Source organism: Pseudomonas sp. P20 (assembly GCF_016463925.1).
GTDB lineage: Bacteria > Pseudomonadota > Gammaproteobacteria > Pseudomonadales > Pseudomonadaceae > Pseudomonas > Pseudomonas aeruginosa.
Genome location: NZ_JAEMVM010000009.1, coordinates 105,066 through 127,988, shown reverse-complemented (window position 1 = coordinate 127,988; position 22,923 = coordinate 105,066). Strand labels below are relative to the sequence as shown.

The following is a 22,923-nucleotide window of genomic DNA, read 5'->3' as shown; positions in this document are numbered from 1 at the left end:
TGCCCGCATTCCCGCTCACAACAACCAGAGAGTCGCCATGACCAATCAGACGGGCGCCCTGCGTGGCCTGAAAATCATCGATCTCAGCCGGGTCCTCGGCGGACCCTACTGCTCCCAGGCGCTGGCCGACCACGGCGCCGAGGTGATCAAGCTGGAACCCCTCGGCGGCGACGAGACCCGTGGCTGGGGGCCGCCCTTCGAGGGCGACACGGCGTCCTACTTCAAGGGCGTGAACCGCAACAAGAAGGGCATCGCCGTCGACCTGGCGACGGCGGAGGGCATCGAGCTGCTGCTGCGCTTGCTGGAGGACGCCGACGTACTGCTGGAGAACTTCAAGCCCGGCACCCTGGCGCGCTGGGGGATCGGCTACGAGGAGGTGCTTCGCCAGCGCTTCCCGCGGCTGGTCCACTGCGCGGTATCGGGCTTCGGCGCCGACGGCCCGCTCGGCGGCCTGCCCGGCTACGACGCGGCGATCCAGGCGATGGCCGGACTGATGAGCGTGAACGGCGAGGCCGGCGGCGAGGCGTTGCGCATCGGCCTGCCGATCGTCGACATGGTCACCGGGCTGAACGCCATGGCCGGCATCCTCCTCGCCCTCCACGAGCGCCAGGTCAGCGGGCGCGGGCAGTCGGTGGACATCGCCTTGTACGACTGCGGTATCTCCCTGCTGCACCCGCACCTGCCGAACTACTTCGCTTCCGGACGTACGCCCCGGCGTAGCGGCAACGCCCACCCGAACATCGCGCCCTACGACAGCTACCGCACCGGTACCGAGCCGATCTTCCTCGCCGTCGGCAACGACCGCCAGTTCGCCCGCCTGTGCGAGTACCTGGGAGCGGATGAACTGCCGGGGGACCCGCGCTTCGCCGACAACGGCAAGCGCTCGGTCAACCGCGAGGCGCTGAAGCGCGCCCTGGAGGACTACCTGGCGGCCCACGACGGCCGTGAGCTGGCCGAGCGGCTGATCCGTCTCGGCGTGCCCTGCGGAGCCATCGCCACGGTGGAGCGGGTGGTGGAGCACCCGCACACCCGCCATCGCGGGATGGTCGTCGAACTCGAGGGCTATCGCGGCATCGCCTCGCCGGTGAAGCTTTCGCGCACCCCGGCCAGCTACCGCGCCGCGCCGCCGGTGCTGGGCGGAGACACCCGGGAAGTCCTGGCGGAACTGGGATTGAGCGCCGAGGCGATCGACGCGCTGGTCCGGCGCGGCATCGTCCGCGCCTGAAACCCCTCACGGCACGGCCTGCACCGTGCAACTCAATCCCCGGGCAATTGGAGATGGCCATGGATTCCTCCCCTGGGGCGGTGCGCCCCGAACTCGTGCTGCTGGAGCGGCCGGAGCAGGGCGTGGCCCTGTTGCGACTGAACCGCCCGGCAGTGCTCAACGCCCTGAACATGCGCCTGCGCGAGGCTCTGGCGGAGCACGTACGGCGCCTCGACGAGTGCGCCGATACCCGGGTCATCGTCCTCACCGGAAATGGCACGGCGTTCGCCGCCGGCGCCGATCTCAACGAACTGGCGGAGGCGTCCGTGCTGGAGATCCAGCAGCGCGGGGTGGAGCGCTACTGGCAGGCGCTCGCCGCCTGCCGCAAGCCGCTGATCGCCGCCGTGGAGGGCCATGCCCTGGGCGGAGGCTGCGAGTTGGCGATGCACTGCGACCTGATCGTCGCCGGTGCCTCGGCGCGCTTCGCCCAGCCGGAAGTTCGTGTCGGCGTGATGCCCGGCGCCGGCGGCACCCAGCGCCTGGTGCGAGCGGTGGGCAAGTTCCAGGCGCTGCGCATGCTGTTTACCGGTTGCACGGTACGGGCGCCGGAGGCCCTGGCCATAGGGTTGGTCAGCGAGGTGGCGGCGGATGGCCAGGCATTGGAACGCGCCCTCGAACTGGCTCGCCAGATCGCCGGCCTGCCGCCGCTGGCGCTGGCGCAGATCAAGGAAGTGGTCCTGGCCGGCGCCGACCTGCCGCTGGACCAGGCCCTGGCGCTGGAGCGCAAGGCCTTCCAGTTGCTGTTCGACAGCCACGACCAGAAGGAGGGCATGCGTGCCTTCCTGGAAAAACGCACAGCGGAGTACCTGGGAAAATGAGCGAGCCACCGATCGTTCTCATCGGTATCGTCGGTACCGGTGCCATGGGCCAGGGCATCGCCCAGCTCGCTGCCTGTGCCGGGCTGTCGGTGCTGCTCTACGACAGCCGCCAGGGGGCGGCGCTGCAAGCGCGCGAGCAGATCGCCACGGTCCTTGCCCGGCAGGTGGAGCGGGGCCGGCTGGAGGCGGAGGCTGTCGAGCGCGCGATGGGCAATCTGCGGGTGGTCGAGGACTTGCGGGTCCTACGCGGCTGCCAGTTGGTGATCGAGGCGATCGTCGAGAACCTGGAGGCCAAGCAGGCGTTGTTCCGCCAATTGGAAGAGGTGGTCGGCGACGAAGCGATCCTCGCCAGCAATACCTCCTCGCTGTCGGTTACCGCGATCGCCTCGGCCTGTCGCGATCCCGGCCGGGTCGCCGGTCTGCACTTCTTCAATCCGGTGCCGCTGATGCGTCTGGTGGAGGTGATCGAGGGTCTCGCCACCCGCACCGGCATCGCCGAGCGACTGTGCGCCCTGGTGGCGACCTTCGGCCACCAGGCGGTGCGTGCCACGGACAGCCCCGGCTTCATCGTCAACCATGCCGGACGGGCCTTCGGCACCGAGGCGCTGCGTATCCTCGGCGAGGGCGTGGCGCCGGTGGCGGCGATCGACGAAGTCCTGCGCGAGGGCGCCGGCTTCCGCATGGGCCCGTTCGAGCTGTTCGACCTGGTCGGGTTGGACGTCAGCCTGCCGGTGATGGAGTCGATCTACCGGCAGTACTACGAGGAGCCGCGTTATCGTCCGCATCCCTTGCTGCGCCAGATGCTCGCCGCCGGCCGCCTGGGGCGCAAGAGCGGCCAGGGCTTCTACCGCTACGACGGCGCTGGGCAGGTGCCCGTCGCCGCCCCGGCGGTTGCGCCAGGCGCGGCGTTGCCGCCGGTGTGGCTGGGCGTCGACGACGAACATGACCGCGCGCCATTGCTGATGTTGCTACAACGTCTGGGCGCCGAGGTGGAGAGCGGCGAGCGTCCTTCCGGGGCGGCGTTGTGCCTGCTTGCGCCACTGGGCGCCGACGTCAGCGCCGCAGCGCGGCGGTTCGCCGTCGATCCGACGCGCAGCCTGGCCATCGACGTGCTGTCGGACCTGGAGCGACACCGCTGCCTGATGGCCTGCCCGGCGACCCGAGCGGAGCTGCAGCAGGCGGCTCGCACCCTGTTCGCACGGGACGGCGTGGGCGTCACGCTGATTCGCGACAGCGCCGGGTTCATCGTCCAGCGCACCCTCGCCTCGATCGTCAATCTCGCCTGCGACATCGCCCAGCAGGGTATCGCTTCGGTGGAGCACATCGACCTGGCGGTGCGCCTCGGTCTCGGCTATCCGCTGGGGCCGCTGGAGTGGGGCGACCGACTGGGCGCCGGGCGCGTGCTGCGCATCCTCGAACGCCTGCATGCGCTCAGCGGCGACCCGCGCTATCGCCCCAGCCCCTGGCTGCGCCGGCGCGCCCAACTGGGCCTTTCCCTGCGCCAGCCGGACAGCCCGTTGGCCTCCTGATCCCTTCGCGGAGAAACACACCATGCTCGATGCCTATATCTACGCCGGCCTGCGTACGCCTTTCGGCCGGCATGCCGGTGCACTCTCGACGGTGCGTCCGGACGACCTGGCCGGCCTGCTGCTGGCGCGTCTCGCGGAAACCTCCGGGTTCGCCGTCGACGACCTGGAGGATGTGATCCTCGGTTGCACCAACCAGGCCGGCGAAGACAGCCGCAACCTGGCGCGCAACGCGCTGCTCGCAGCCGGCCTGCCGGCGCGGCTGCCTGGGCAGACGGTCAACCGCTTGTGTGCCAGCGGACTGTCGGCGGTGATCGACGCGGCGCGCGCGATCAGTTGCGGCGAGGGCCGGCTGTACCTGGCCGGCGGCGCCGAAAGCATGTCCCGGGCGCCGTTCGTCATGGCCAAGGCGGAGAGCGCCTTCAGCCGCACGCTGGAGGTCTTCGACAGCACCATCGGCGCGCGCTTCGCCAACCCCAGGCTGGTCGAGCGCTATGGCAACGACAGCATGCCGGAGACCGGCGACAACGTGGCCCGCGCCTTCGGCATCGCCCGCGAAGACGCCGACCGTTTCGCCGCTTCTTCCCAGGCGCGCTACCAGGCTGCGCTGGAGGAGGGCTTTTTCCTCGGCGAGATACTCCCGGTGGAGGTGCGTGCCGGACGCAAGGGCGAGACGCGGCTGGTGGAGCGCGACGAGCATCCGCGGCCGCAGGCCGACCTGGCGGCCCTGGCGCGCTTGCCGGCGTTGTTCGCCGGCGGGGTAGTGACCGCCGGCAATGCCTCGGGGATCAACGACGGGGCGGCGGTAGTGCTGCTGGGCGACCGCGCGATCGGCGAGCGCGAGGGCATCCGGCCGCTGGCGCGGATCCTCGCCAGCGCCAGCGTCGGCGTGGAGCCCCGGTTGATGGGCATCGGCCCGCAGCAGGCGATCCTCCGCGCGCTGCAACGCGCCGGCATCGACCTGGACGAGGTCGGCCTGATCGAGATCAACGAAGCCTTCGCGCCGCAGGTCCTGGCCTGCCTGAAGTTGCTCGGCCTGGACTACGAGGACCCGCGGGTCAATCCCCATGGCGGCGCCATTGCCCTCGGCCATCCGCTCGGCGCCTCCGGTGCGCGCCTGGTGCTCACCGCCGCCCGCGGGCTGCAACGCATCGAGCGGCGCTACGCGGTGGTCAGCCTGTGCGTCGGGCTCGGCCAGGGCGTGGCGATGGTGATCGAGCGCTGCCGATGAGACACCGTTCCCCCTAGAAAAAGAGGCGCCCAGGCGCCCGTCCGGAGTGCGTATGAACAACAACAAGAAATGCGCGTTTTTCCTGCTGCCGATCCTTGCCGGCGATAGCGTTCCCGCCCTGGCCGAGGGCTTCCTCGAAGACTCGCGGGCCAGCCTGGCCTTGCGCAACTTCTACATGAACCGCGACTTCCGCGATGGCGCGGGGCGTGCGAAAAGCGAGGAGTGGGCCCAGGGCTTTCTCTTCGACTACCGCTCGGGCTATACCGAGGGCACCCTCGGCGTGGGTCTCGACCTGCTGGGCAAGCTCGGCGTCCGACTCGATTCCGGCGCGGGGCGTAGCGGCACCGGCCTGCTTCCGCTTCGCGACGATGGCAGCGCGGCGGGCGACTACGCGCGGCTGGACGCGACCGCCAAGCTGCGCCTGTCGCGCAGCGAACTGAAGATCGGCGGCCTGGTGCCGAAGCTACCGACCATCCAGCCCAACTACGGGCGGCTATTCCCCCAGGTGTTCCAGGGCGCGCTGCTGACTTCCGGCGAACTGAGCGGACTGAGCCTGAACCTGGGACGGCTGACCGAGGTCAGCCAGCGCAACGAGGCGGGCACCAGCGACCTGGCGCTGTTCAACCGCAACCGGCGTTTCGCCGGCGCGGCGCAGGCGGACCGTTTCGACCTGGCCGGCCTGGACTACCGTATCGCCCCGGACTGGACCGGCAGCTACCACTATGGCGAACTGGAGCAGGTCTACGCCCAGCATTTCCTCGGTCTCAAGGGGCGCATCGGCGTCGCTGCGGATAGCCTGGAGAGCGACTTGCGCCTGGCGCTCAGCCGGGATACCGGCGGCGCTCGCGGCGGGCGCATCGACAACCGTTCCTTCAGCGGGTCGCTCACCTACCGCCTGCGCAACGGCCAGGCCTTCGGCCTGGGCTACCAGCGGATGAGCGGCGACCACGGTTTCCCCTACCTGGAGGGGACCGATCCGTACCTGGTCAATTTCGGCCAGTACAACGACTTCGCCGAGGCTGGCGAATCCTCCTGGCAACTGCGCTACGACTGCGACTTCGCGCCGCTCGGGGTGCCCGGCCTGAGCCTGATGACGCGCTATTTCAGCGGCCACGGCGCGAAACCGAAGGGCGCCGACGGCAGTCGCGAGTGGGAACGCGACAGCGACCTGCGCTACGTGTTGCAGGGCGGTCCGCTGAAGGGACTGGGGCTGGTCTGGCGCAACGCAACCTACCGTTCGGCCTTCAGCCGCGACATCGACGAGAACCGCCTGTACCTGACCTATGAGCTGTCGCTGTTCTGAGCCGCTCAGCCCTTGGCGGCGCTGACCCCTTCGAGGGTGGCGAAGGAGGTGTCCTTGGCGGTGAGCAGGAAGTCGCGCATGAATGGCGCATCGAACATGTCCGTGCGGATGGCGGCGAAGAGCGTGCAGTACAGGCCCTTTTCACCGAGGCGCCGGGCCGTCACGTAGCCGCGCGAGCTGTACTCGTGCAGGGCCCAGTTCGGCAGGCAGCAGACGCCGCGACCGGAGGCCACCAGCTGCATCATCATCACGGTCAGCTCGGCTATGCGCACCTGCGCCGGCTCCACGTCGGCGGGGTCGAGGAAGCGGGTGAAGACGTCGAGACGATCGCGTTCCACCGGATAGGTGATCAGGGTTTCCCGCTCCAGGTCCTCCGGGACGACGTACGGTCGACCAGCCAGGGCATGCTGGTTGGCCACCGCCAGCAGCGCTTCGTAGGTGAACAGTGGCACGTAGGTGATGCCGGGCAACTCGATCGGGTCGGCGGTCACCACCAGGTCGAGGTCGCCGCGGGCCAGGGCCGGCAGCGGCGCGAAGGAGAAGCCCGAGGCCAGATCCAGTTCGACTTCCGGCCAGGCGTCGCGGAACTGGTCGATGGTCGGCATCAGCCACTGGAAGCAACTGTGGCATTCGATGGCCATGTGCAGGCGTCCGGCGGTACCGCCGGCGAGCCGCGCCAGGTCGCGCTCGGCGGTGCGCAGCTGGGGCAGCAGCGAGTCGGCCAGTTGCAGCAGGCGCAGCCCGGCGCTGGTGAAGCGTACCGGCTTGGTCTTGCGCACGAACAACTGCATGCCCAGGCGCTCTTCCAGTTCCTTGAACTGGTGCGACAGCGCCGACTGGGTAAGGTGCAGGCGCTCGGCGGCTTCCACCAGGCTGTCGGCTTCGCGCAGCGCGTGCAGGGTCTTGAGGTGGCGAAGTTCGAGCATGGCGGCCTCTGTATGAGCAAAACTTGATAGCGGTGCGGATTCGTTGAGTTTGTCTCATACGCCAGGGGCTGTCGACAAGCGATGGCCTCGATCCCGCAGAGCGCGCAATCGTGGAGCGACGGGGAGAATAGCCCGGCACACGGGACGGCGGCCCGGAGCAGCGGCGCAACGCCGCAGAGCCACAACGCCACGACCGCCTGGCGGCATTCATCAAACTGTCACGCTACTGTGGCAGCGCGCTGGACGAAATTTAATCAGAATCGCGCTCCACTGGGATTTTGCGTTCTGGGTTTTCTTCATGCGTGCTTTCATCTTCCTGGCCGCCTTGTTGTGCAGCCTCTCCTCCTTTGCGGCGGCGCGTTGCGACGCACGCGTACCTACCGAGACGGTCGAACTGGGCGACGTGCGCCTGGCCTACCAGAGCATCGGCCGCGACAGCGATCCGGCCCTGCTGCTGGTGATGGGCCTGGGCGGGCAACTGATCCACTGGCCGGACGAGGTGGTCAGCGCCCTGTGCGAGCAAGGCTTCCGGGTGATCCGCTACGACAACCGCGACGTCGGCCTGTCGGCCTGGAACGTGCCGGTGCCCAGTTCGCGGCTGACCTACGAAGTGGTGCGTTATCGCCTCGGCCTGCCGGTCAGCGCGCCCTATACCCTCACCGACATGGCCGGCGATGCCCTGCATCTGCTCGACGCGCTGGATATCCCCCAGGCCCATGTGCTCGGCGCCAGCATGGGCGGGATGATCGCCCAGCACATCGCCGACATGGCGCCGCAGCGCCTGCTCAGCCTGACCCTGGTGATGACCAGCTCCGGCGCCGAAGGCCTGCCGGCGCCCAGCGAGTCGCTGCTGCGCCTGCTGGCGCGGCGCGAGGCGGCCAGCCGCGAGCAGGCGGTTGAGCAGCAGGCCGACCTGCTGGCGGCGCTGGGCAGCCCGGAAGTGCGCGACGATCGCCAGCAGCTCCTGTTGCAGGCCGCACGTTCCTACGACCGCGCGTTCAACCCGGAAGGCGTGCAGCGGCAATTGCTGGCGATCCTCGCCGAACCCAGCCGGGTGCCGCTGCTGAACCGTCTGCAGGTGCCGACCCTGGTGATCCATGGCACCGCCGATCCGCTGCTGCCGGTGATGCACGGCGTGCACGTGGCGGCGCATATCCGTGGCTCGGAGCTGAAGCTGATCCCCGGTCTCGCCCATCGCTTCCAGGAAGCCTTCAAGGAGCCGTTGCTGGCGGCGGTGGTGCCTTACCTGAAGGCCCATCGGCAGGCCAGCGTCGTCCAGCTCTGAAGCCGCGCTCGCGGTCTCAGGCGTGCAGGCGTACCCAGAGGCCCACCAGCACGCTTGCCGCCACCAGCCAGGCCAGCGCCGCCAGGGCCAGCGAGGTCTCCAGGCGGAAGCGCTCGACCAGCAGGTAGAGCGCGGCGAGATAGACGAAGTAGGGGATGATCGACCACATGCCGAAGACGATGGTGGTCTTCAGGTCGTCCAGCGAACGGCCCTTGCCGACGATGTAGTGGGCAATCAGGGCGAAGGTGGGAAACAGCGGCACCAGGCCGGCGATGTAGTAGTTGCGGGTCTTCGACAGGACGGCGAGGAGCACGACCACGGCGGCGCCGATCAGCGCCTTGAACATCAGGTCCACGGGATTCTCGACTGCGGCGGCGCCACCGGCTTGGTGGCGTCGCGCATTATGCCCGGATCGTCCCGTACCCTTCCATAACGAACGAGGCCCGCAAAAGCGGGCCTCGACGTTTCTGGCTGGCGATCAGGCCGCATGCACCCGCGGGCGATGCGGATGCTCGCTCTGCAGGTACTGGCCGAGGCGCACCTGCTGGCTCGGCGAGAGGAACAGGCCGAGCTTGCTGCGGCGCCAGAGGATGTCCTCGGCGTCCTGGGCCCACTCGTGCTTGCACAGGTAGTCCACTTCGCGGGCATACAGGCCGCCGCCCAGGTGCTCGCCGAGATCGGCTTCGCCATTGACCCCGTCCAGCAGGCGCCATACCCGGGTGCCGTAGGTGCGCGCCCAGCGCAGCGCCAGTTCGCGGTCGAGCCAGGCGTAGCGGTTGGCCAGTTGCTCGGTGAGCGCCTCGACGCTCTGCATCTGCTCGCCGCCCGGCAGCGGTGCCTTGGCGGTCCAGGCCGGGCCGAGATTGGCGAAGAACGGCTGGAGCTGCGTCAGCGCCGATTCGGCCAGCTTGCGGTAGGTGGTCAGCTTGCCGCCGAACACCGAGAGCAGCGGCGGCTCGCCGTTGCCGGCGGAGAGCGACAGGGTGTAGTCGCGGGTGATCGCCGAAGGCTCGTCGGACTCGTCGTCGCACAGCGGACGCACGCCGGCGAAGCTGTGCAGGATGTCGGCGGCCGCGAGTTGCTGCTTGAAATGGGCGTTCACCACTTGCAGCAGGTAGGCGGTTTCCTCTTCGCTGATCGCCACCTTGGCCGGGTCGCCCTGGTACTCGCGATCGGTGGTGCCGATCATGGTGAAACGGTCCAGATAGGGGATGGCGAAGACGATGCGGCGGTCTTCGTTCTGCAGGATGTAGGCGTGCTCGCCTTCGTACAGCTTCGGCACGATGATGTGGCTGCCCTGGATCAGGCGGATACCGTAGGGCGACTTCTGTTTCAGGTCGTCCTGGATGAAGCGCGCCACCCAGGGGCCGGCGGCGTTCACCAGGGCGCGGGCGCGGATCGAATACAGGCTGCCGTCGCTGCGCTCCAGGTGCAGGTGCCAGAGTCCCTTGCTGCGACGGGCGCTGACGCAGCGGGTGCGGGTATGGACGTGGGCGCCGTGCTCGCGGGCGGAGATCGCGTTGAGCACCACCAGGCGCGCATCGTCCACCGCGCAGTCGGAGTACTCGAAGCCACGGCGGATCTCGGCCTTCAGCGGGCTGCTGCCGGTGAAGCGCAGGCCGCGCGAGGCGGGCAGCTTCTCGCGCTTGCCGAGGTGATCGTAGAGGAACAGGCCGGCGCGGATCATCCAGGCCGGGCGCAGGTGCGGACGGTGCGGCAGGACGAAGCGCAGCGGCTTGACGATGTGCGGCGCCTTGGCCAGCAGGACCTCGCGCTCGGCCAGGGCTTCGCGGACCAGGCGGAATTCGTAGTGTTCGAGGTAGCGCAGGCCGCCGTGGATCAGCTTGCTGCTGGCCGAGGAAGTGTGCTGGGCCAGGTCGTGCTGTTCGCAAAGGAACACGGACAGGCCGCGCCCGGCTGCGTCGGCGGCGATCCCTACACCGTTGATGCCACCGCCGACCACGGCGACATCGTAGACTTCGGCGAGTGGAGCGGAGGGGGTGTGCGCTTGACTCATGTGAAAGGCCCTGAAGTCGAAAGTGAACGTAGTTTTGTTCGAATTCGAAAATAGCTTAGTCGATTGCGCAGTTATTGACCAGCCCGATTCACCAGGCTTTTTCAATTTCGAAGGGTTGCCCGGGCGCTACCGGTTTGCCCGTCCGCGCGGGAACAGCCCCTCTTCCGCATGCGGGAAAGCGGCCGCCGAGGATCGCGGCGCATGGACGGGGGCGGCAGGTGGTTTTTCTGAAACGAACATTCACGGCGCCGAACGGCGCCGTGGCAGGGGAAATGCCTCAGACCAGGTCCAGGTGAACCTTGTGCTGTGCCATCAGGCGGGCGATGGCGGCGGGCGGCGGGCTGTCGCTGATGACCCGGTTGACCAGCGAGATCGGTCCCAGGCGGACCACCGCGTTGCGCCCGAACTTGCTCGAGTCGGCGGCCAGGAACACTTGCCGCGCGTTGTCGATGATCGCCTGGGATACGCGCACTTCCTGGTAGTCGAAGTCGAGCAGGCTGCCATCCTCGTCGATGCCGCTGATGCCGACCAGGGCGAAGTCGACGCGGAACTGCTGGATGAAGTCCACCGCGGCCTGGCCGACGATGCCGCCGTCGCTGCGTACGGTGCCGCCGGCGACCAGCACTTCGAAGTCTTCCTTGGCGCTGAGGGTGGCGGCCACGTGCAGGTTGTTGGTGATGATCTTCAGATTGCGGTGGTTGAGCAGGGCGCGGGCGATGGCCTCGGTGGTGGTGCCGATGTTGATGAACAGCGAGGCGTTGTCCGGCACCAGGCTGGCCACGGCTTCGGCGATGCGCTGCTTCTCGTCGCGCATCTGGTCGGCGCGCATGGTGTAGGCGGTGTTCTCGATGCTCGAATCGTAGGCCGCACCGCCGTGGTAGCGGCGCAGCAGTCCCTGTTCGGCGAGCTGGTTGATGTCGCGGCGGATGGTCTGCGGGGTGACCGCGAACATCTGCGCCATCTCCTCGATGCTCAGGTAACCGCGCTCGCGGACCTCCTCGATGATGCTTTGCTGTCGGGGGGGCAGGTTCATGGGTTGTTCTCGTGCTGCCGGGCCGGGACCCTGGAAAGTCGCCAAGAATGCCGCACGCGGGGGGCCGTTGTCAGCCGTGCATGAGTCGTAGAGGGCGCCGCGGCGGCACCCGGCCGCCGCGCGCAAACGTTACCCAGGGCATGCCAGAGCGGCGCCGGGGAACACGCCATTCGCCGCATCGCGGCGGACGAATGGCGCCAGCTCGTCACAGTTCGCCGTCGTCCCAGCCGCGAGTGCGCTCCACTGCTTTCTTCCAGCCGGCATAGAGCTTTTCGCGCCGGGGCTCGTCGCACTCCGGCTCGAACACCCGCTCGATCACCGCCTTGCTCTTCAGCTCGTCGAGGCTGCTCCAGAAGCCGCAAGCCAGGCCGGCCAGGTAGGCGGCGCCGAGGGCGGTGGTCTCGCGCATCACCGGACGTTCCACGCGGGTGCCGAGGATGTCGGCCTGGAACTGCATGAGGAAGTTGTTGGCCACCGCCCCGCCGTCGACGCGCAGGGCGCGCAGGCGTTCGCCGGCATCGCGCTGCATGGCGTCGAGCACGTCGCGGGTCTGGTAGGCGATGGATTCCAGGGTAGCGCGGATCAGGTGGTCGGCCTTGACTCCACGGGTCAGGCCGAACACCGCGCCGCGCGCATAGGGGTCCCAATAGGGCGCGCCGAGTCCGGTGAAGGCCGGTACCAGGTAGACGCCGTTGCTGTCCTTGACCTTGGTGGCGAAGTATTCGGAATCGAAGGAGTCGTTGATCACCTTCAGTTCGTCGCGCAACCACTGCACCGTGGAGCCGCCGTTGAACACCGCGCCCTCCAGGGCGTAGCCGACCTCGCCGCGCGGACCGCAGGCGATGGTGGTGAGCAGGCCATGGGTGGACTTCACCGCCTTGTCGCCGGTGTGCATCAGCAGGAAGCAGCCGGTGCCGTAGGTGTTCTTCGCCTGGCCCGGTTCCACGCACATCTGGCCGAATAGGGCGGCCTGCTGGTCGCCGGCGATCCCGGCGATCGGCAGCTCGCCGCCGCCGACCCCGCCGATCCGGGCGTTGCCGTAGACCTCCGAAGAGTTGCGCACCTCGGGTAGCATCGAGCGGGGAATGTCGAGCACCTCGAGCATCCGTGCGTCCCAGTCGAGGCTGTGGATATTGAACAGCATGGTCCGCGAGGCATTGGTGTAGTCGGTGACGTGGACCTTGCCTTCGGTGAGCTTCCAGATCAGCCAGGTGTCGATGGTGCCGAACAACAGGTCGCCGTTGCGCGCGCGTTCGCGGGCGCCTTCGACGTTGTCGAGGATCCACTTCAGCTTGGTCCCGGAGAAGTACGGATCGGTGACCAGCCCGGTGGTTTCGCGGATGTAGTCTTCCAGCCCGTCGCGCTTGAGCTGCGCGCAGATCGCCGCGCTGCGCCGGCACTGCCAGACGATGGCGTTGTGGATCGGCCGACCGCTGTGACGGTCCCAGACCACCGTGGTCTCGCGCTGGTTGGTGATACCGATGGCGGCCACTTGGTCGTGCTCGATGCTGGCCTGGGCGAGGGCCTCGACCAGGGTCGAACTCTGCGTGGCCCAGATTTCCATCGGGTCGTGCTCGACCCAGCCGGCCTGCGGATAGAACTGGGCGAACTCGCGCTGGGCCTGGCTGACCACGTTGGCATCGCGGTCGAAGACGATGGCGCGGGAACTGGTGGTGCCCTGGTCCAGGGCGACGACGTATTTCTTGTTGTGCTTGTCGGTCATGGCTGTGGCCTTGTGGCTATGGCAGGAAAGAGCGGGCGGTCAGGAAGCGCGAACCTTCTCCGGCTCGGCTTCGGCGGGCGCCGCGGCGCTCGGCAGATGGCGCGCGATCAGTACACGATAGCCGCCGGCGCCGAGGCAGGCACCGAGGATCGGGGCGAAGATCGGCACCAGGAAATAGGGAATCTCGCGGCCGCCGGTGAAGGCGATGGGCCCCCAGCCGGCCAGGTAGGTCATCAGCTTGGGGCCGAAGTCGCGCGCCGGGTTCATCGCGAAACCGGTCAGCGGGCCCATGGCGCTACCGATCACGGCGATCAGCAGGCCGATCAGCAGCGGCGCCAACGGACCGCGCGGCAGGCCGTTACCGTCGTCGGTAAGGGCCATGATCACCGCCATGAGGATGGCCGTGATCACCACTTCGACGAGGAACGCCTGGCCGACCGACAGCGCCGGGTGCGGATAGGTGGAGAACACCGAGGCCAGGGCCAGGCTGTCCTGGCTGCCGCGGACGATGTTCTGCGCCTGTTCGAACTCGATGAACAGGCTGCTGTAGAGGGTGTAGACCAGCGCTGCGGCGCAGAACGCACCGGCCACCTGGGCGGTGATGTAGAACGGCAGCTTGCGCCCCTCGAAGCCGGCGAACAGCCACAGCGCGATGCTCACCGCCGGGTTCAGGTGGGCGCCGGAGACGCCGGCGCTGAGGTAGATCGCCATGCTCACGCCGACCCCCCAGATGATGCTGATTTCCCACAGGCCGAAGCTGGCGCCGGCGACCTTCAGGGCCGCGACGCAACCGGTGCCGAAGAAGATGAGGAGGGCGGTGCCGAGGAACTCGGCCAGGCATTGGCCGAACAGGGACGGGGTCGGGGCGGCGGTGGTCATGGGGCCTCTCTTGTCTGTTCTTGTAATTATGGCGGGCAGCCGTGAAAATTGTTCAGTTTCGAAAAAATATATTCACAAAGGAATGCTGTCAAAGCGCGAAGATGAACGTTTGTCCGAAAAACGACCCTCCGGTTTCGTTTTCGCGGCCAATCGAATATCGCTACCGAGGCACGCGGGCCGCGGCATCGGCGCCCGTGCAGCAGGGGCGGCGATGGCTTAAGGTAGGCGCCGGTTTTCAGCCAACGTTCTTCTCCGGGAGTGACCATGACCCCTGCCATCGACCTGCTGAAAAAGGCCCGCGCCGCGCACAAGGTGCTCAGCTACAGCCACGACCCCAAGGCACCTTCCTATGGCCTGGAGGCCGCGGAAAAGCTCGGCCTGGACCCGCAGCGGGTGTTCAAGACGCTGCTCGCCGCCACGGAGAAGGGCGAGTTGCTGGTGGCGGTGGTGCCGGTGATCGGCAGTCTCGACCTGAAGGCCCTGGCCCATGCGGCGGGGGCGAAGAAGGCCGACATGGCCGATCCGCAGGCGGCGCAGCGGGCTACCGGCTACCTGGTGGGCGGGATCAGCCCGCTGGGGCAGAAGAAGCGCCTGCGTACCTTCATCGATGAAAGCGCGCGGCAGTACCCGAGCATCCATGTCAGCGCAGGACGGCGCGGGCTGGAAGTGGAGCTGGCGGCCGAGGTGCTGGCCCAGCTGACCCAGGGTTCGTTCGCCGCCATCGGCCGTGAATGAGCCGCTAATCCCGCCGGCCTAGCGGTCGGCATTCGTCTTACTTTTCAATCTGTCAGGTTTTCCATGTCCCACTATCTCCTCGCCATCGACCAGGGCACCACCAGCTCCCGCGCCATCGTGTTCAGTGCCCAGGGCTTGCCGGTGGAGAGCTGCCAGCAGGAATTCAAGCAGTACTTCCCGAAGGACGGCTGGGTGGAGCACGACGGCGAGGAAATCTGGCTGACCACCCTCCAGGTCTGTCGCGACGCGCTCGCCCGCAAGGGCTTGCGCGCGGCCGACATCGCCGCCATCGGCATCACCAACCAGCGCGAGACCACGCTGGTCTGGGACGCCGCCAGCGGCGACCTGATCCACCCGGCCATCGTCTGGCAGGATCGTCGTACCGCCGACTACTGTGCCGAACTCAAGGCCGCCGGCCACGAGGCGAACGTCAGCGCGCGCACCGGGCTGCTGATCGATCCGTATTTCTCCGCCACCAAGCTGCGCTGGATCCTCGACAACGTGCCCGGCGCCCGCCAGCGCGCCGAACGCGGCGAGCTGCGCTTTGGCACCGTCGACTGCTTCCTGCTCTGGCGCCTGACCGGCGGCCGCTCCCATCGCACCGACGCGACCAACGCTTCGCGCACCCTGCTGTTCAACATCCACAGCCAGGACTGGGACGAGGAATTGCTGGCGCTGTTCGAGATCCCGCGCAGCCTGCTGCCGGAGGTACTCGACTGCGCGGCGGAGTTCGGCGTCAGCGAGCCGTCGCTGCTTGGCGCGGCGATCCCGGTGCTGGGCATGGCCGGCGACCAGCAGGCCGCGCTGATCGGCCAGGCCTGCTTCCAGCCGGGCATGGTGAAGAGCACCTACGGCACCGGCTGCTTCATGATCCAGAACACCGGCGAGCAGCCGGTGACCTCGAAGAACCGCCTGCTCACCACGGTCGGCTACCGTCTGGACGGCAAGGTCAGCTACGCGGTGGAGGGCAGCATCTTCGTCGCCGGCGCCGCGGTGCAATGGCTGCGCGACGGCATCAAGCTGATCGACCACGCCCACGAGAGCGAAGCCCTGGCGATCCAGGCCGGCGACTCCAACGGCGTCTACCTGGTGCCGGCCTTTACCGGCCTCGGCGCGCCCTACTGGGACCCGAAGGCGCGCGGCGCGATCTTCGGCCTGACCCGTGACACCGGAATCAAGGAGATCGTCACCGCCGGTCTGCAATCGGTCTGCTACCAGACCCGCGACCTGCTCGAAGCGATGCGCCAGGACGGCACGCCGCCCAGCGCGCTGCGGGTGGACGGCGGGATGGTGGTGAACAACTGGGTGATGCAATTCCTCACCGACATCCTTGGTGTCACCGTGGAGCGCCCGGAAGTCACCGAGACCACCGCCCTCGGCGTGGCCTACATGGCCGGGCTGAAGGCCGGCTTCTATCGCGACCTGGACGACATCGCCAGCCACTGGCACCTGCAGCGCCGCTTCGCCGCGCACATGGCCGAGGAGCGCCGCGGCGAACTCTACGCCGGCTGGCAGAACGCGGTGCGACGGGTGCGCAGCGAGGCCTGAGCGGCGTTTCGCGGAAAAAGGCGGCGTTTTTGCCGGCGGCTTCACAACGCCGGCAGGTCGCCGCAAACGCCCGCTCGGGCAATGGGTCGAAGGCAGGGCGAAGTCCCACTGTTACGATCGGAAAAGATCGCACTGTATCGCCCATCCCGGAGCCTGCGGCGGCATGCTGTGGCGATCGTTCCCAGGAGGTCTGCCATGCAGCTCGAGTTCCACCAGGTCGACGCGTTTTCTTCCCGCCCGTTCAGTGGCAATCCCGCCGTGGTCTGTCGCCTCGATGCCTGGCTGGCGGACGAGCTGATGCAGATGATCGCGACCGAGCACAACCTCTCCGAGACCGCCTTCGTCGTTCGCGAAGGAGAGGCCTGGCGGATCCGCTGGTTCACCCCGAGCGTCGAGGTGGCGCTCTGCGGCCACGCCACACTGGCTGCGGCCCACGTACTGTTCGAGGTCTACGACGAGCCGGGCGAGCGCCTGGAATTCATCTCGCGCTCCGGTGCGCTGCGGGTCAACCGCGAGGACGAGCGGCTGGTCCTGGATTTCCCCGCGCAGTATCCGAGCGAGGTCGGTAGCACCGTCGAGCTGGAGCAGGCCCTGGGCCTGCCGCCGGTGGACGTGCTGGGCTCCACCGACAAGCTGCTGGTGCTGCTCGAGTCCGAAGAGGCGGTGCGCGCCTGTCGCCCCGACTTCGCGGCCCTGGCGCGGCTGCCCTGGCGTGGAGTGATCGTCACCGCGCGGGGCCTGCAGAAGGATTTCGTCTCGCGCTTCTTCGCCCCGGCGATGGGCGTCGATGAAGACCCGGTCACCGGCTCCGCGCATTGCAGCCTGATTCCCTACTGGGCCCAGCGCTTGAACAAACTGTCGCTGACCGCCCAGCAGTGCTCGGCGCGCGGCGGCGAGCTGTGGTGCCGGTTGGAGGGCGAGCGGGTGAGTATCGCCGGGCATGCGGTGCTGGTGGCGAGCGGAAGGATTCGATTGAGCTGAGGGGCGCTTCAGGAGGGGGATGACCTCGTGCATGCCAGACTTCCACATACCGAAGCCCTGATCCGTAGAGTGAATGACCGCTTGCGGTTATCCGCCCTACGGATCGGGTTCCTGGCATGCACGAAGGGAGGTTTGCCCTCCAAGTGGTGGGGCGGCAAACCCGCCCCGTCAGGAGGCCGAGCGGAATCGTTGCGGAGGGGGACGAGTGGCAGGATGCCGGGGCGAGTCTTTAGGTTCCTTTTGGACGCTTGCAAAAGGAACTCGCCTGGGAAGGCGAAACAAGAGGTCAAGGCAGGCACAGAAAACAGCTTGACCACCAAACATGACGCCCGCTCAAGCGCTAAGCAACAGCGCCCCCCCTCACTGCCGTGTAGCTAAGAAATCGCGAGCGATATAGTCACGTAGGGCGAATACCGCCACAGGCGGTATCCGCCGATGCCCCGGACAGCCGGCGGATAACCGCAAGCGGTTATTCGCCCTACGGATCGGGCTCCTGGCTTGCCCTCCGAGTGGTGGGCGAGTCTTTTGGACGCTTGCAGAAGGAACTCGCCTGGAAAGGCGAAACAAGAGGCCAAGGCAAGCACGACGCCCGCTCAAGCGCTAAGCAACAGCTTCCCCCCTTAGTGCCGTGCAGGCAGCGACGGGAGCTGGGGGCCAGTCACGCATTCACGGCCCGCCAGGCAGTCCCCGTGCACCCGGTGCCGAAACGCCACCTTCGTGCCCTGCGTCATGGCCAATGCTCCACGGCAAGTCGCTACCCCTCAGTACCCATCCGCCACCGGTGCCAGGTAGAGCCCGCCCGCACCGAGGGTAATGCGCAGGTTGCGGATCTCTCCGGCGCGCAGGGTCAGGGTCTGTCCGGCGAGGATGGTCATGCCGTTCCGGCAGGCGTCGCCAGGACCGTTCGGCGCAAGACGCACGTCCACCGCGCCGGGTTGCAGGTTCAGGGCCAGGCTGGCGCCCGGTTGCAGGTTGCCGACCAGTTCGTCGTGGACGTACAGGCCGATATCGCAGGCAGTGCCGGACTCGACCCGCTCGCGGGAAACGTTCAGCACCGCATAGCCGATCGGCGCCGGGTCGGGTTGCGCCCAGCCGCCGCTGGCCGGTTGCGGGTCCGCGGCGAGCGCCGGGAGGGCGCAGGCCAGGGCAGCGGTATGGAGCAGCGGGCGAAGGATGGGGAACATGGCGGGCCTCGGCGGCGGGGGCGTAGGGAAAAGCTTGGCCGAAGCCGGGGCCCGGGACAAGTCGGGACGGGCATCCGCGTGCCCGTCCGTCGCTGGGGTCAGGCGCCGCGTTGCGGCAGCATGGCGCGCAGTACGTCGTCCTTCTGCACGCGGTGGTGCCAGATGGCCGCGGCGGCGTGGCCGAGGATCAGCGCGAAAAGCAGGTACTGGACGGTGACGTGGGTGCCGCCGGCGAACGCCTTGAAGGCTTCCGGCAGGTCGAACGGGCCGATCTGCACCAGCCAGAACAGGTCCAGCGGACGCTTGCCGGCGAGCATGCCGGAGAGCGGCATGACGATCAGCACCGCGTACAGCAGGAAATGCCCGGCCTTGGCGGCCGCGCGCTGCCAGTCCGGGTTCCCCTCCAGGGTATCCGGGACACCCTGGACGCGGCGCAGCGCCAGGCGTGTCAGGGTCAGCAGGAGTACCGCCACGCCCAGCGACTTGTGCAGGGTGAAGACGTTGCCCTTGCCGCCGAGCAGGCCGGCGAAGAAGTCGGCGCCGTAGGGCAGGGCGATGATCAGCAGGACCGCGACGGCGCTGAGCCAGTGCAGGGCGATCTGTGACGGGGAATAGCGGCGGATGGACATGGTTCTACCTCGTGAAGAACAAGGTGAACATGTTAACCATGTGCTTTGTAGGGTTTAAGCCTCTTTACTCCGCCTTTACCCGTTCTTGACGCTTTGTCGGTTACCGGATATTTCGAGGATTGACCTTGACACCATGTCAAGGTCGAAAATCGCCCCATCGATGACCAACAGGAGGCAATACCATGCAAGTCTTCAAGGTTCAGGGCATGACCTGCGGCCACTGCGTACGGGCGATCACCCATGCGGTGCAGGCGAAGGATTCGGCGGCGGACGTCCAGGTGGATCTTGGCGCCGGCGAAGTCCGGGTCGCCAGCCGGCTCGACAGCACCCAGGTACTCGAGGCGATCCGCGAGGAGGGCTACGGCGCCGAGCTGGCCTGACCCCAGTCGCGCACCAGGCCACGGAACATCGGCTCCAGCAGGTGTTCCGCGTCCGTATCCGGATCGAACAGGCGCGGGTCGCGCAACCAGTCGTTGAACAGGCCCAGGATCAGCGCGTGCAAGGCGCGCGAGGCGATCCTCGGGGTCATGCCCGGATGCAGCCGCACACGGCATTCGTCGCGGGCGAACAACTGCTCGCAGAGTTCGATGAACATCTGCACGAAGGCGTTGTTGCGTTCCTGCGCCTCGCGCAGTTCCTCGGTGAATTCGCAACGTTGCATCAGGATGGTCAGGATGCGGCGCTTCTTCTCCTGCGTCAGCAACGATTGCACGGCCTCCAGGCAGAGGTCGTAGAGCGAGCGCAGCGGGTCGCTGCCATCGCAGCCGGACAGGCGCTCGGTGAGTTGCTCCGGCGGCAGGCGTACCTGGTTGAGCATCTCGTTGAACAGGTGGGCCTTGTTCTGGAAGTGCCAGTAGACGGCGCCACGGGTCACCCCAGCGGCCCTGGTGATCTGTTCCAGGCTGGTATGGGACACGCCCTTTTCCAGGAACAGTTCCTCGGCGGCCAGGAGGATGGCCGTACGGGTTTTTTCAGAATCTTCCTTTGTGCGTCGCATGCTGTGCTGGGTAGTCGAATCGGTCTCGGCAACGGGGCGGGGAGTGTACCGATTTTAGCCGCGCTCGGGCGGACTCGAAGTATTTCGACACCACCTTTGTCTAATGCTGCTCATTCATGAGTCGTGGATTCCGCGGTTCCACGGTCTCCGGCCATGATCGGCGGGCGTCTTCGGTGTTATGCTGCGCGCTGCTTTTTCGGCGACTCCCCGGCTGTCCGTAGCATCTTCCCGCCAGTACCGGCCTTCAGGCCTGGAGCCGCCCGCCCTCACAGACGATTCAATGATAGGCGTCGTCGTCCCGCTTGCCGGGAGCCGCGCAGGGAAGTGCCTTGCCTGCCACCGACGCGCCCCGTGCCGAGCGATCCATGAACCTGCGCATCCTGCTGATACTGGGAGCCCTGAGCGCCTTCGGGCCACTGGCCATCGATTTCTACCTGCCGAGCTTCCCGACCCTGGCCAAGGCCTTCGCCACCGACGTCGAGCACGTCCAGCTGAGCCTGGCCGCCTACTTCGCCGGCCTGTCCATCGGCCAGTTGCTCTACGGCCCGGTGGCCGACCGCTATGGCCGGCGCCTGCCGCTGCTGGTGGGGGTGAGTATCTTCACCCTGGCCTCGGCCGCCTGCGCCCTGGCGCCGAGCCTGGAGTGGCTGATCGCCGCGCGCTTCGTCCAGGCCCTCGGCGGCTGCGCCGGGATGGTCATCTCGCGGGCAGTGGTGCGTGACCTGTGCGATCCGATCGGCGCCGCCAAGGCGTTTTCCCAGTTGATGCTGGTGATGGGCCTGGCGCCGATCCTCGCCCCCGTGGCCGGCGGCCTGCTGCTGGACTGGCAGGGCTGGCAATCGATCTTCGTCTGCCTGACCCTGTTCGCCGCCCTGGCCGGCCTCGGCGTGGCGTTGTGGCTGCCGGAAACCATCCCGGCCGACGGCGAGCGACCGCCGCTGTCCGGCGCGCTGGGGCAGTACCGGCGGCTGTTCGCCGACCGCCTGTTTCTCGCCTATGGCCTTTCCGGCGGGGTGGCGATGGCCGGGATGTTCGCCTACATCGCCGGTTCGCCCTACGTGTTCATCCAGCTCTACGGGATTCCCGCCGAGCACTATGGCTGGCTGTTCGGCAGCAATGCCGCGGGCTTCATCGTCATGGCACAGGTCAACGCGCGGCTGCTGCGCTATCGCGGGCCGGCGTTCTGGCTGCGGCGGATCATCTGGGGCTACCTGGCGTGCGGCCTGGCCCTGCTGGGCATCGCTTCGCTGCAACCGGCCACGCTGTGGCCGCTGCTGGTTCCGCTGTTCGGATGCGTGGCCAGCCTCGGCTGCATCATTCCCAACGCTTCCGCCTGCGCCATGGCCGGACAGGGACAGCACGCCGGCAGCGCCTCGGCGCTGATGGGCAGCCTGCAGTTCAGCGTGGCGGCGGGCGCTTCGGCGCTGGTCGGCGTGCTCCACGACGGCACGGCGATCCCCATGACTCTGGTGATCGCCGTCTGCGGCGCGGTCGCGGCCCTGCTCGCCTGGCAGACCGGGCGCCTGGAGCGCCAGGCCTCCTGAGCGCGGATCAGGCCGTTCGCTGTTTCAGTTCGGGCAGCACATGGGGCGCGCGCAGGCGCGCCTCGAGGCGGTCGACGAAACGCCGGGCCTCGCTTTCGCTACGGAAATTGACGGCCTGCTGGTCGAGGCAGACTTGCCAGCATTGGCCTTTCGGGGTTTGCGACGGGCGGACGAGGATGTTCATGGCGATTCATCCATCGGGGCTGGAAAGGGAGCTTCAGTCTAGTCCTGTCGGCCCGGAAAACACTGACCGGGATCAGTTTGCCGACAACTGGTCGCCGCTTCGTTTACAGCCCCGCCGCAGAGCGCTTCAGGCTCCTCCCTCGCCCTGCCTTACCCGCTGCCGGTAGGCGCTCGGCGACAAACCCATGACCTTGCTGAACAGGCGCGAGAAGTAGTAGCTGTCGTCGTAGCCGACCGCCTGGCCGACCCGGGCCACGCTCTGGTCGCTGCTGTCCAGCAACTGGCAGGCGTACTCGATCTTCAGGTGCAGGAAGTGCTGGATAGGCGTACGGCCGGTGATCGCCTTGTAGCGACTGACGAAATGGAACTTCGACAGGTTGCAGAAGGCCGCCAGGCGTTCCAGTTCGAGGCGCGCATGCAGGTGTTCGCGCATGTAGGCGTGCAGCCCGTCGAGGTCCAGGCTGCCCTCGCGCAGCGGGCGCAGCAGCGGTAGCTGGCAGAGCAGGCTGCGCAGGCGGCTGGCGGCGAGCAGAAAGTGCTGGAAGCGGTAGCCGCTGTGGCGCACCTCCAGCAGTTGCTCGAAGCCGCCGAGCAGGGCGTGTTGCAGGCCCCAATGGCGCAGCGGGGTGTCGCGGTAGCCGGCGCTGTATTGCAGCCAGGTGGCGCTGTCGCCGCGCAGGTGGGTCCAAAAGATGGTCCAGGGTTGGCGGTCGTCGGCGGCGTAGTCGTGGGCCATGCCCGGCGGCAGCCAGAGCAGGTCGCCGCTGCCGACCCGGTATTCGCGCCAGGCGTCGCCCTCGCGCACGCGCAGCAGGCCCTGGCCTTCGCTGCAATAGATCAGCAGGTGCTCGTCATGGCGCTCGCGGCTCATGCGGTGGTCGCGGGCGCGCCGGTAGTGGCCCAGGGAGGTGGGGTAGAGGTCGCGGCTGAGCGGGTGGACCGCCAGTTTCTCCAGCAGCGCCGCCGGGATCGGCAAGCGCAGGCTGTCGGCCGGCAGGGGCCAGTCGGAGGTGTGCGACATGTCGGTAGCCGGCTCCGCAATATAGTCCATGAACAACACAATTTAGTCGATCTCGCGACCTTCCGCCCAGTGATAGCTTCTTGGCCAAAGCGAGGT

At 67.8% G+C, this 22,923-nt stretch carries 22 protein-coding genes; 11 read left to right on the top strand and 11 right to left on the bottom strand.

What is annotated here, in order from left to right:
* Positions 1–37: 37 nt before the first annotated feature.
* Genes JHD77_RS13170 through JHD77_RS13150 form a run of 5 tightly spaced genes read left to right on the top strand, consistent with a single transcriptional unit; the run spans position 38 to position 6,142 of the window.
* Positions 38–1,225: a CaiB/BaiF CoA transferase family protein gene (locus JHD77_RS13170; protein ID WP_003143270.1), complete on the top strand. Its 1,188-nt coding sequence runs from the start codon at positions 38–40 to the stop codon at positions 1,223–1,225.
* Positions 1,226–1,284: 59 nt separating this feature from the next.
* A complete protein-coding gene (locus JHD77_RS13165; RefSeq protein WP_074231186.1) occupies positions 1,285–2,082 on the top strand; it encodes an enoyl-CoA hydratase in 798 nt (265 codons plus the stop codon).
* Positions 2,079–3,611: a 3-hydroxyacyl-CoA dehydrogenase gene (locus JHD77_RS13160; protein ID WP_023123051.1), complete on the top strand. Its 1,533-nt coding sequence runs from the start codon at positions 2,079–2,081 to the stop codon at positions 3,609–3,611. The genes JHD77_RS13165 and JHD77_RS13160 overlap by 4 nt, the downstream gene beginning before the upstream one ends.
* A 22-nt stretch (positions 3,612–3,633) precedes the next feature.
* Positions 3,634–4,839, top strand: a complete 1,206-nt coding sequence (locus JHD77_RS13155; protein WP_003109714.1) for a 3-oxoadipyl-CoA thiolase — start codon at positions 3,634–3,636, stop codon at positions 4,837–4,839.
* 52 nt (positions 4,840–4,891) lie between these two features.
* Entirely contained in the window at positions 4,892–6,142 is a 1,251-nt protein-coding gene (locus tag JHD77_RS13150; protein ID WP_031755787.1) for an OprD family porin, read from the top strand.
* A gap of 5 nt (positions 6,143–6,147) precedes the next feature.
* On the opposite strand, the gene metR is transcribed toward JHD77_RS13150, so the two are convergent.
* Complete coding sequence (gene metR / locus JHD77_RS13145; protein ID WP_003109716.1) at positions 6,148–7,068, bottom strand: transcriptional regulator MetR; 921 nt, start codon at positions 7,066–7,068, stop codon at positions 6,148–6,150.
* Between the two features lie 298 nt (positions 7,069–7,366).
* On the opposite strand from metR, the gene JHD77_RS13140 reads away from it, so the two are divergent.
* Complete coding sequence (locus JHD77_RS13140; RefSeq protein WP_003098462.1) at positions 7,367–8,353, top strand: alpha/beta fold hydrolase; 987 nt, start codon at positions 7,367–7,369, stop codon at positions 8,351–8,353.
* Positions 8,354–8,369: 16 nt separating this feature from the next.
* On the opposite strand, the gene JHD77_RS13135 is transcribed toward JHD77_RS13140, so the two are convergent.
* From JHD77_RS13135 to glpF, 5 genes are all read right to left on the bottom strand, one after another.
* Positions 8,370–8,699 carry a GlpM family protein gene (locus JHD77_RS13135; protein ID WP_003119370.1) on the bottom strand — a complete coding sequence of 110 codons (330 nt, stop codon included), beginning with the start codon at positions 8,697–8,699 and terminating at the stop codon, positions 8,370–8,372.
* A gap of 132 nt (positions 8,700–8,831) precedes the next feature.
* A complete protein-coding gene (gene glpD / locus JHD77_RS13130) occupies positions 8,832–10,370 on the bottom strand; it encodes a glycerol-3-phosphate dehydrogenase (RefSeq protein WP_003098460.1) in 1,539 nt (512 codons plus the stop codon).
* A 277-nt stretch (positions 10,371–10,647) separates the two neighbouring features.
* Positions 10,648–11,403: a DeoR/GlpR family transcriptional regulator gene (locus tag JHD77_RS13125; RefSeq protein WP_003092173.1), complete on the bottom strand. Its 756-nt coding sequence runs from the start codon at positions 11,401–11,403 to the stop codon at positions 10,648–10,650.
* A gap of 205 nt (positions 11,404–11,608) precedes the next feature.
* On the bottom strand, positions 11,609–13,126 hold the full coding sequence (glpK, locus tag JHD77_RS13120) for a glycerol kinase GlpK (RefSeq protein ID WP_003092168.1): 1,518 nt from the start codon (positions 13,124–13,126) through the stop codon (positions 11,609–11,611).
* A gap of 39 nt (positions 13,127–13,165) precedes the next feature.
* On the bottom strand, positions 13,166–14,005 hold the full coding sequence (gene glpF / locus JHD77_RS13115; protein ID WP_003092166.1) for a glycerol uptake facilitator protein GlpF: 840 nt from the start codon (positions 14,003–14,005) through the stop codon (positions 13,166–13,168).
* A 264-nt stretch (positions 14,006–14,269) separates the two neighbouring features.
* Between glpF and ybaK the strand changes: the two genes are divergently transcribed.
* From ybaK to JHD77_RS13100, 3 genes are all read left to right on the top strand, one after another.
* Positions 14,270–14,740, top strand: a complete 471-nt coding sequence (gene ybaK / locus JHD77_RS13110; RefSeq protein ID WP_003098459.1) for a Cys-tRNA(Pro) deacylase — start codon at positions 14,270–14,272, stop codon at positions 14,738–14,740.
* 63 nt (positions 14,741–14,803) lie between these two features.
* Positions 14,804–16,288 (top strand): glycerol kinase GlpK, encoded by a 1,485-nt coding sequence (gene glpK, locus JHD77_RS13105; RefSeq protein WP_031756595.1) that lies wholly within the window; start codon positions 14,804–14,806, stop codon positions 16,286–16,288.
* A 195-nt stretch (positions 16,289–16,483) separates the two neighbouring features.
* Complete coding sequence (locus tag JHD77_RS13100) at positions 16,484–17,269, top strand: PhzF family phenazine biosynthesis protein (RefSeq protein ID WP_191519408.1); 786 nt, start codon at positions 16,484–16,486, stop codon at positions 17,267–17,269.
* A gap of 761 nt (positions 17,270–18,030) precedes the next feature.
* Here JHD77_RS13100 and JHD77_RS13095 read toward each other — a convergent pair.
* Both JHD77_RS13095 and JHD77_RS13090 read right to left on the bottom strand, forming a co-directional pair.
* The gene (locus JHD77_RS13095; protein WP_003143305.1) at positions 18,031–18,453 is read right to left on the bottom strand and encodes a hypothetical protein; all 423 of its coding nucleotides are present in this window, start codon (positions 18,451–18,453) and stop codon (positions 18,031–18,033) included.
* Positions 18,454–18,551: 98 nt separating this feature from the next.
* Positions 18,552–19,082, bottom strand: a complete 531-nt coding sequence (locus JHD77_RS13090) for a cytochrome b (RefSeq protein WP_003092155.1) — start codon at positions 19,080–19,082, stop codon at positions 18,552–18,554.
* Positions 19,083–19,264: 182 nt separating this feature from the next.
* On the opposite strand from JHD77_RS13090, the gene JHD77_RS13085 reads away from it, so the two are divergent.
* The gene (locus JHD77_RS13085; RefSeq protein WP_003092153.1) at positions 19,265–19,462 is read left to right on the top strand and encodes a heavy-metal-associated domain-containing protein; all 198 of its coding nucleotides are present in this window, start codon (positions 19,265–19,267) and stop codon (positions 19,460–19,462) included.
* Here JHD77_RS13085 and nalD read toward each other — a convergent pair.
* Positions 19,441–20,079: an efflux system transcriptional repressor NalD gene (gene nalD / locus JHD77_RS13080; protein ID WP_119517471.1), complete on the bottom strand. Its 639-nt coding sequence runs from the start codon at positions 20,077–20,079 to the stop codon at positions 19,441–19,443. The two genes, JHD77_RS13085 and nalD, sit on opposite strands and share 22 nt — an antisense overlap.
* Positions 20,080–20,444: 365 nt before the next feature.
* Between nalD and JHD77_RS13075 the strand changes: the two genes are divergently transcribed.
* Positions 20,445–21,623 (top strand): multidrug effflux MFS transporter, encoded by a 1,179-nt coding sequence (locus tag JHD77_RS13075; protein WP_047106880.1) that lies wholly within the window; start codon positions 20,445–20,447, stop codon positions 21,621–21,623.
* 7 nt (positions 21,624–21,630) lie between these two features.
* Here JHD77_RS13075 and JHD77_RS13070 read toward each other — a convergent pair whose 3' ends face one another.
* Positions 21,631–21,807, bottom strand: a complete 177-nt coding sequence (locus JHD77_RS13070) for a hypothetical protein (protein WP_003104346.1) — start codon at positions 21,805–21,807, stop codon at positions 21,631–21,633.
* 126 nt (positions 21,808–21,933) lie between these two features.
* A complete protein-coding gene (gene mmsR / locus JHD77_RS13065; protein ID WP_191519409.1) occupies positions 21,934–22,857 on the bottom strand; it encodes an MmsAB operon transcriptional regulator MmsR in 924 nt (307 codons plus the stop codon).
* Between the last annotated feature and the right edge of the window lie 66 nt (positions 22,858–22,923).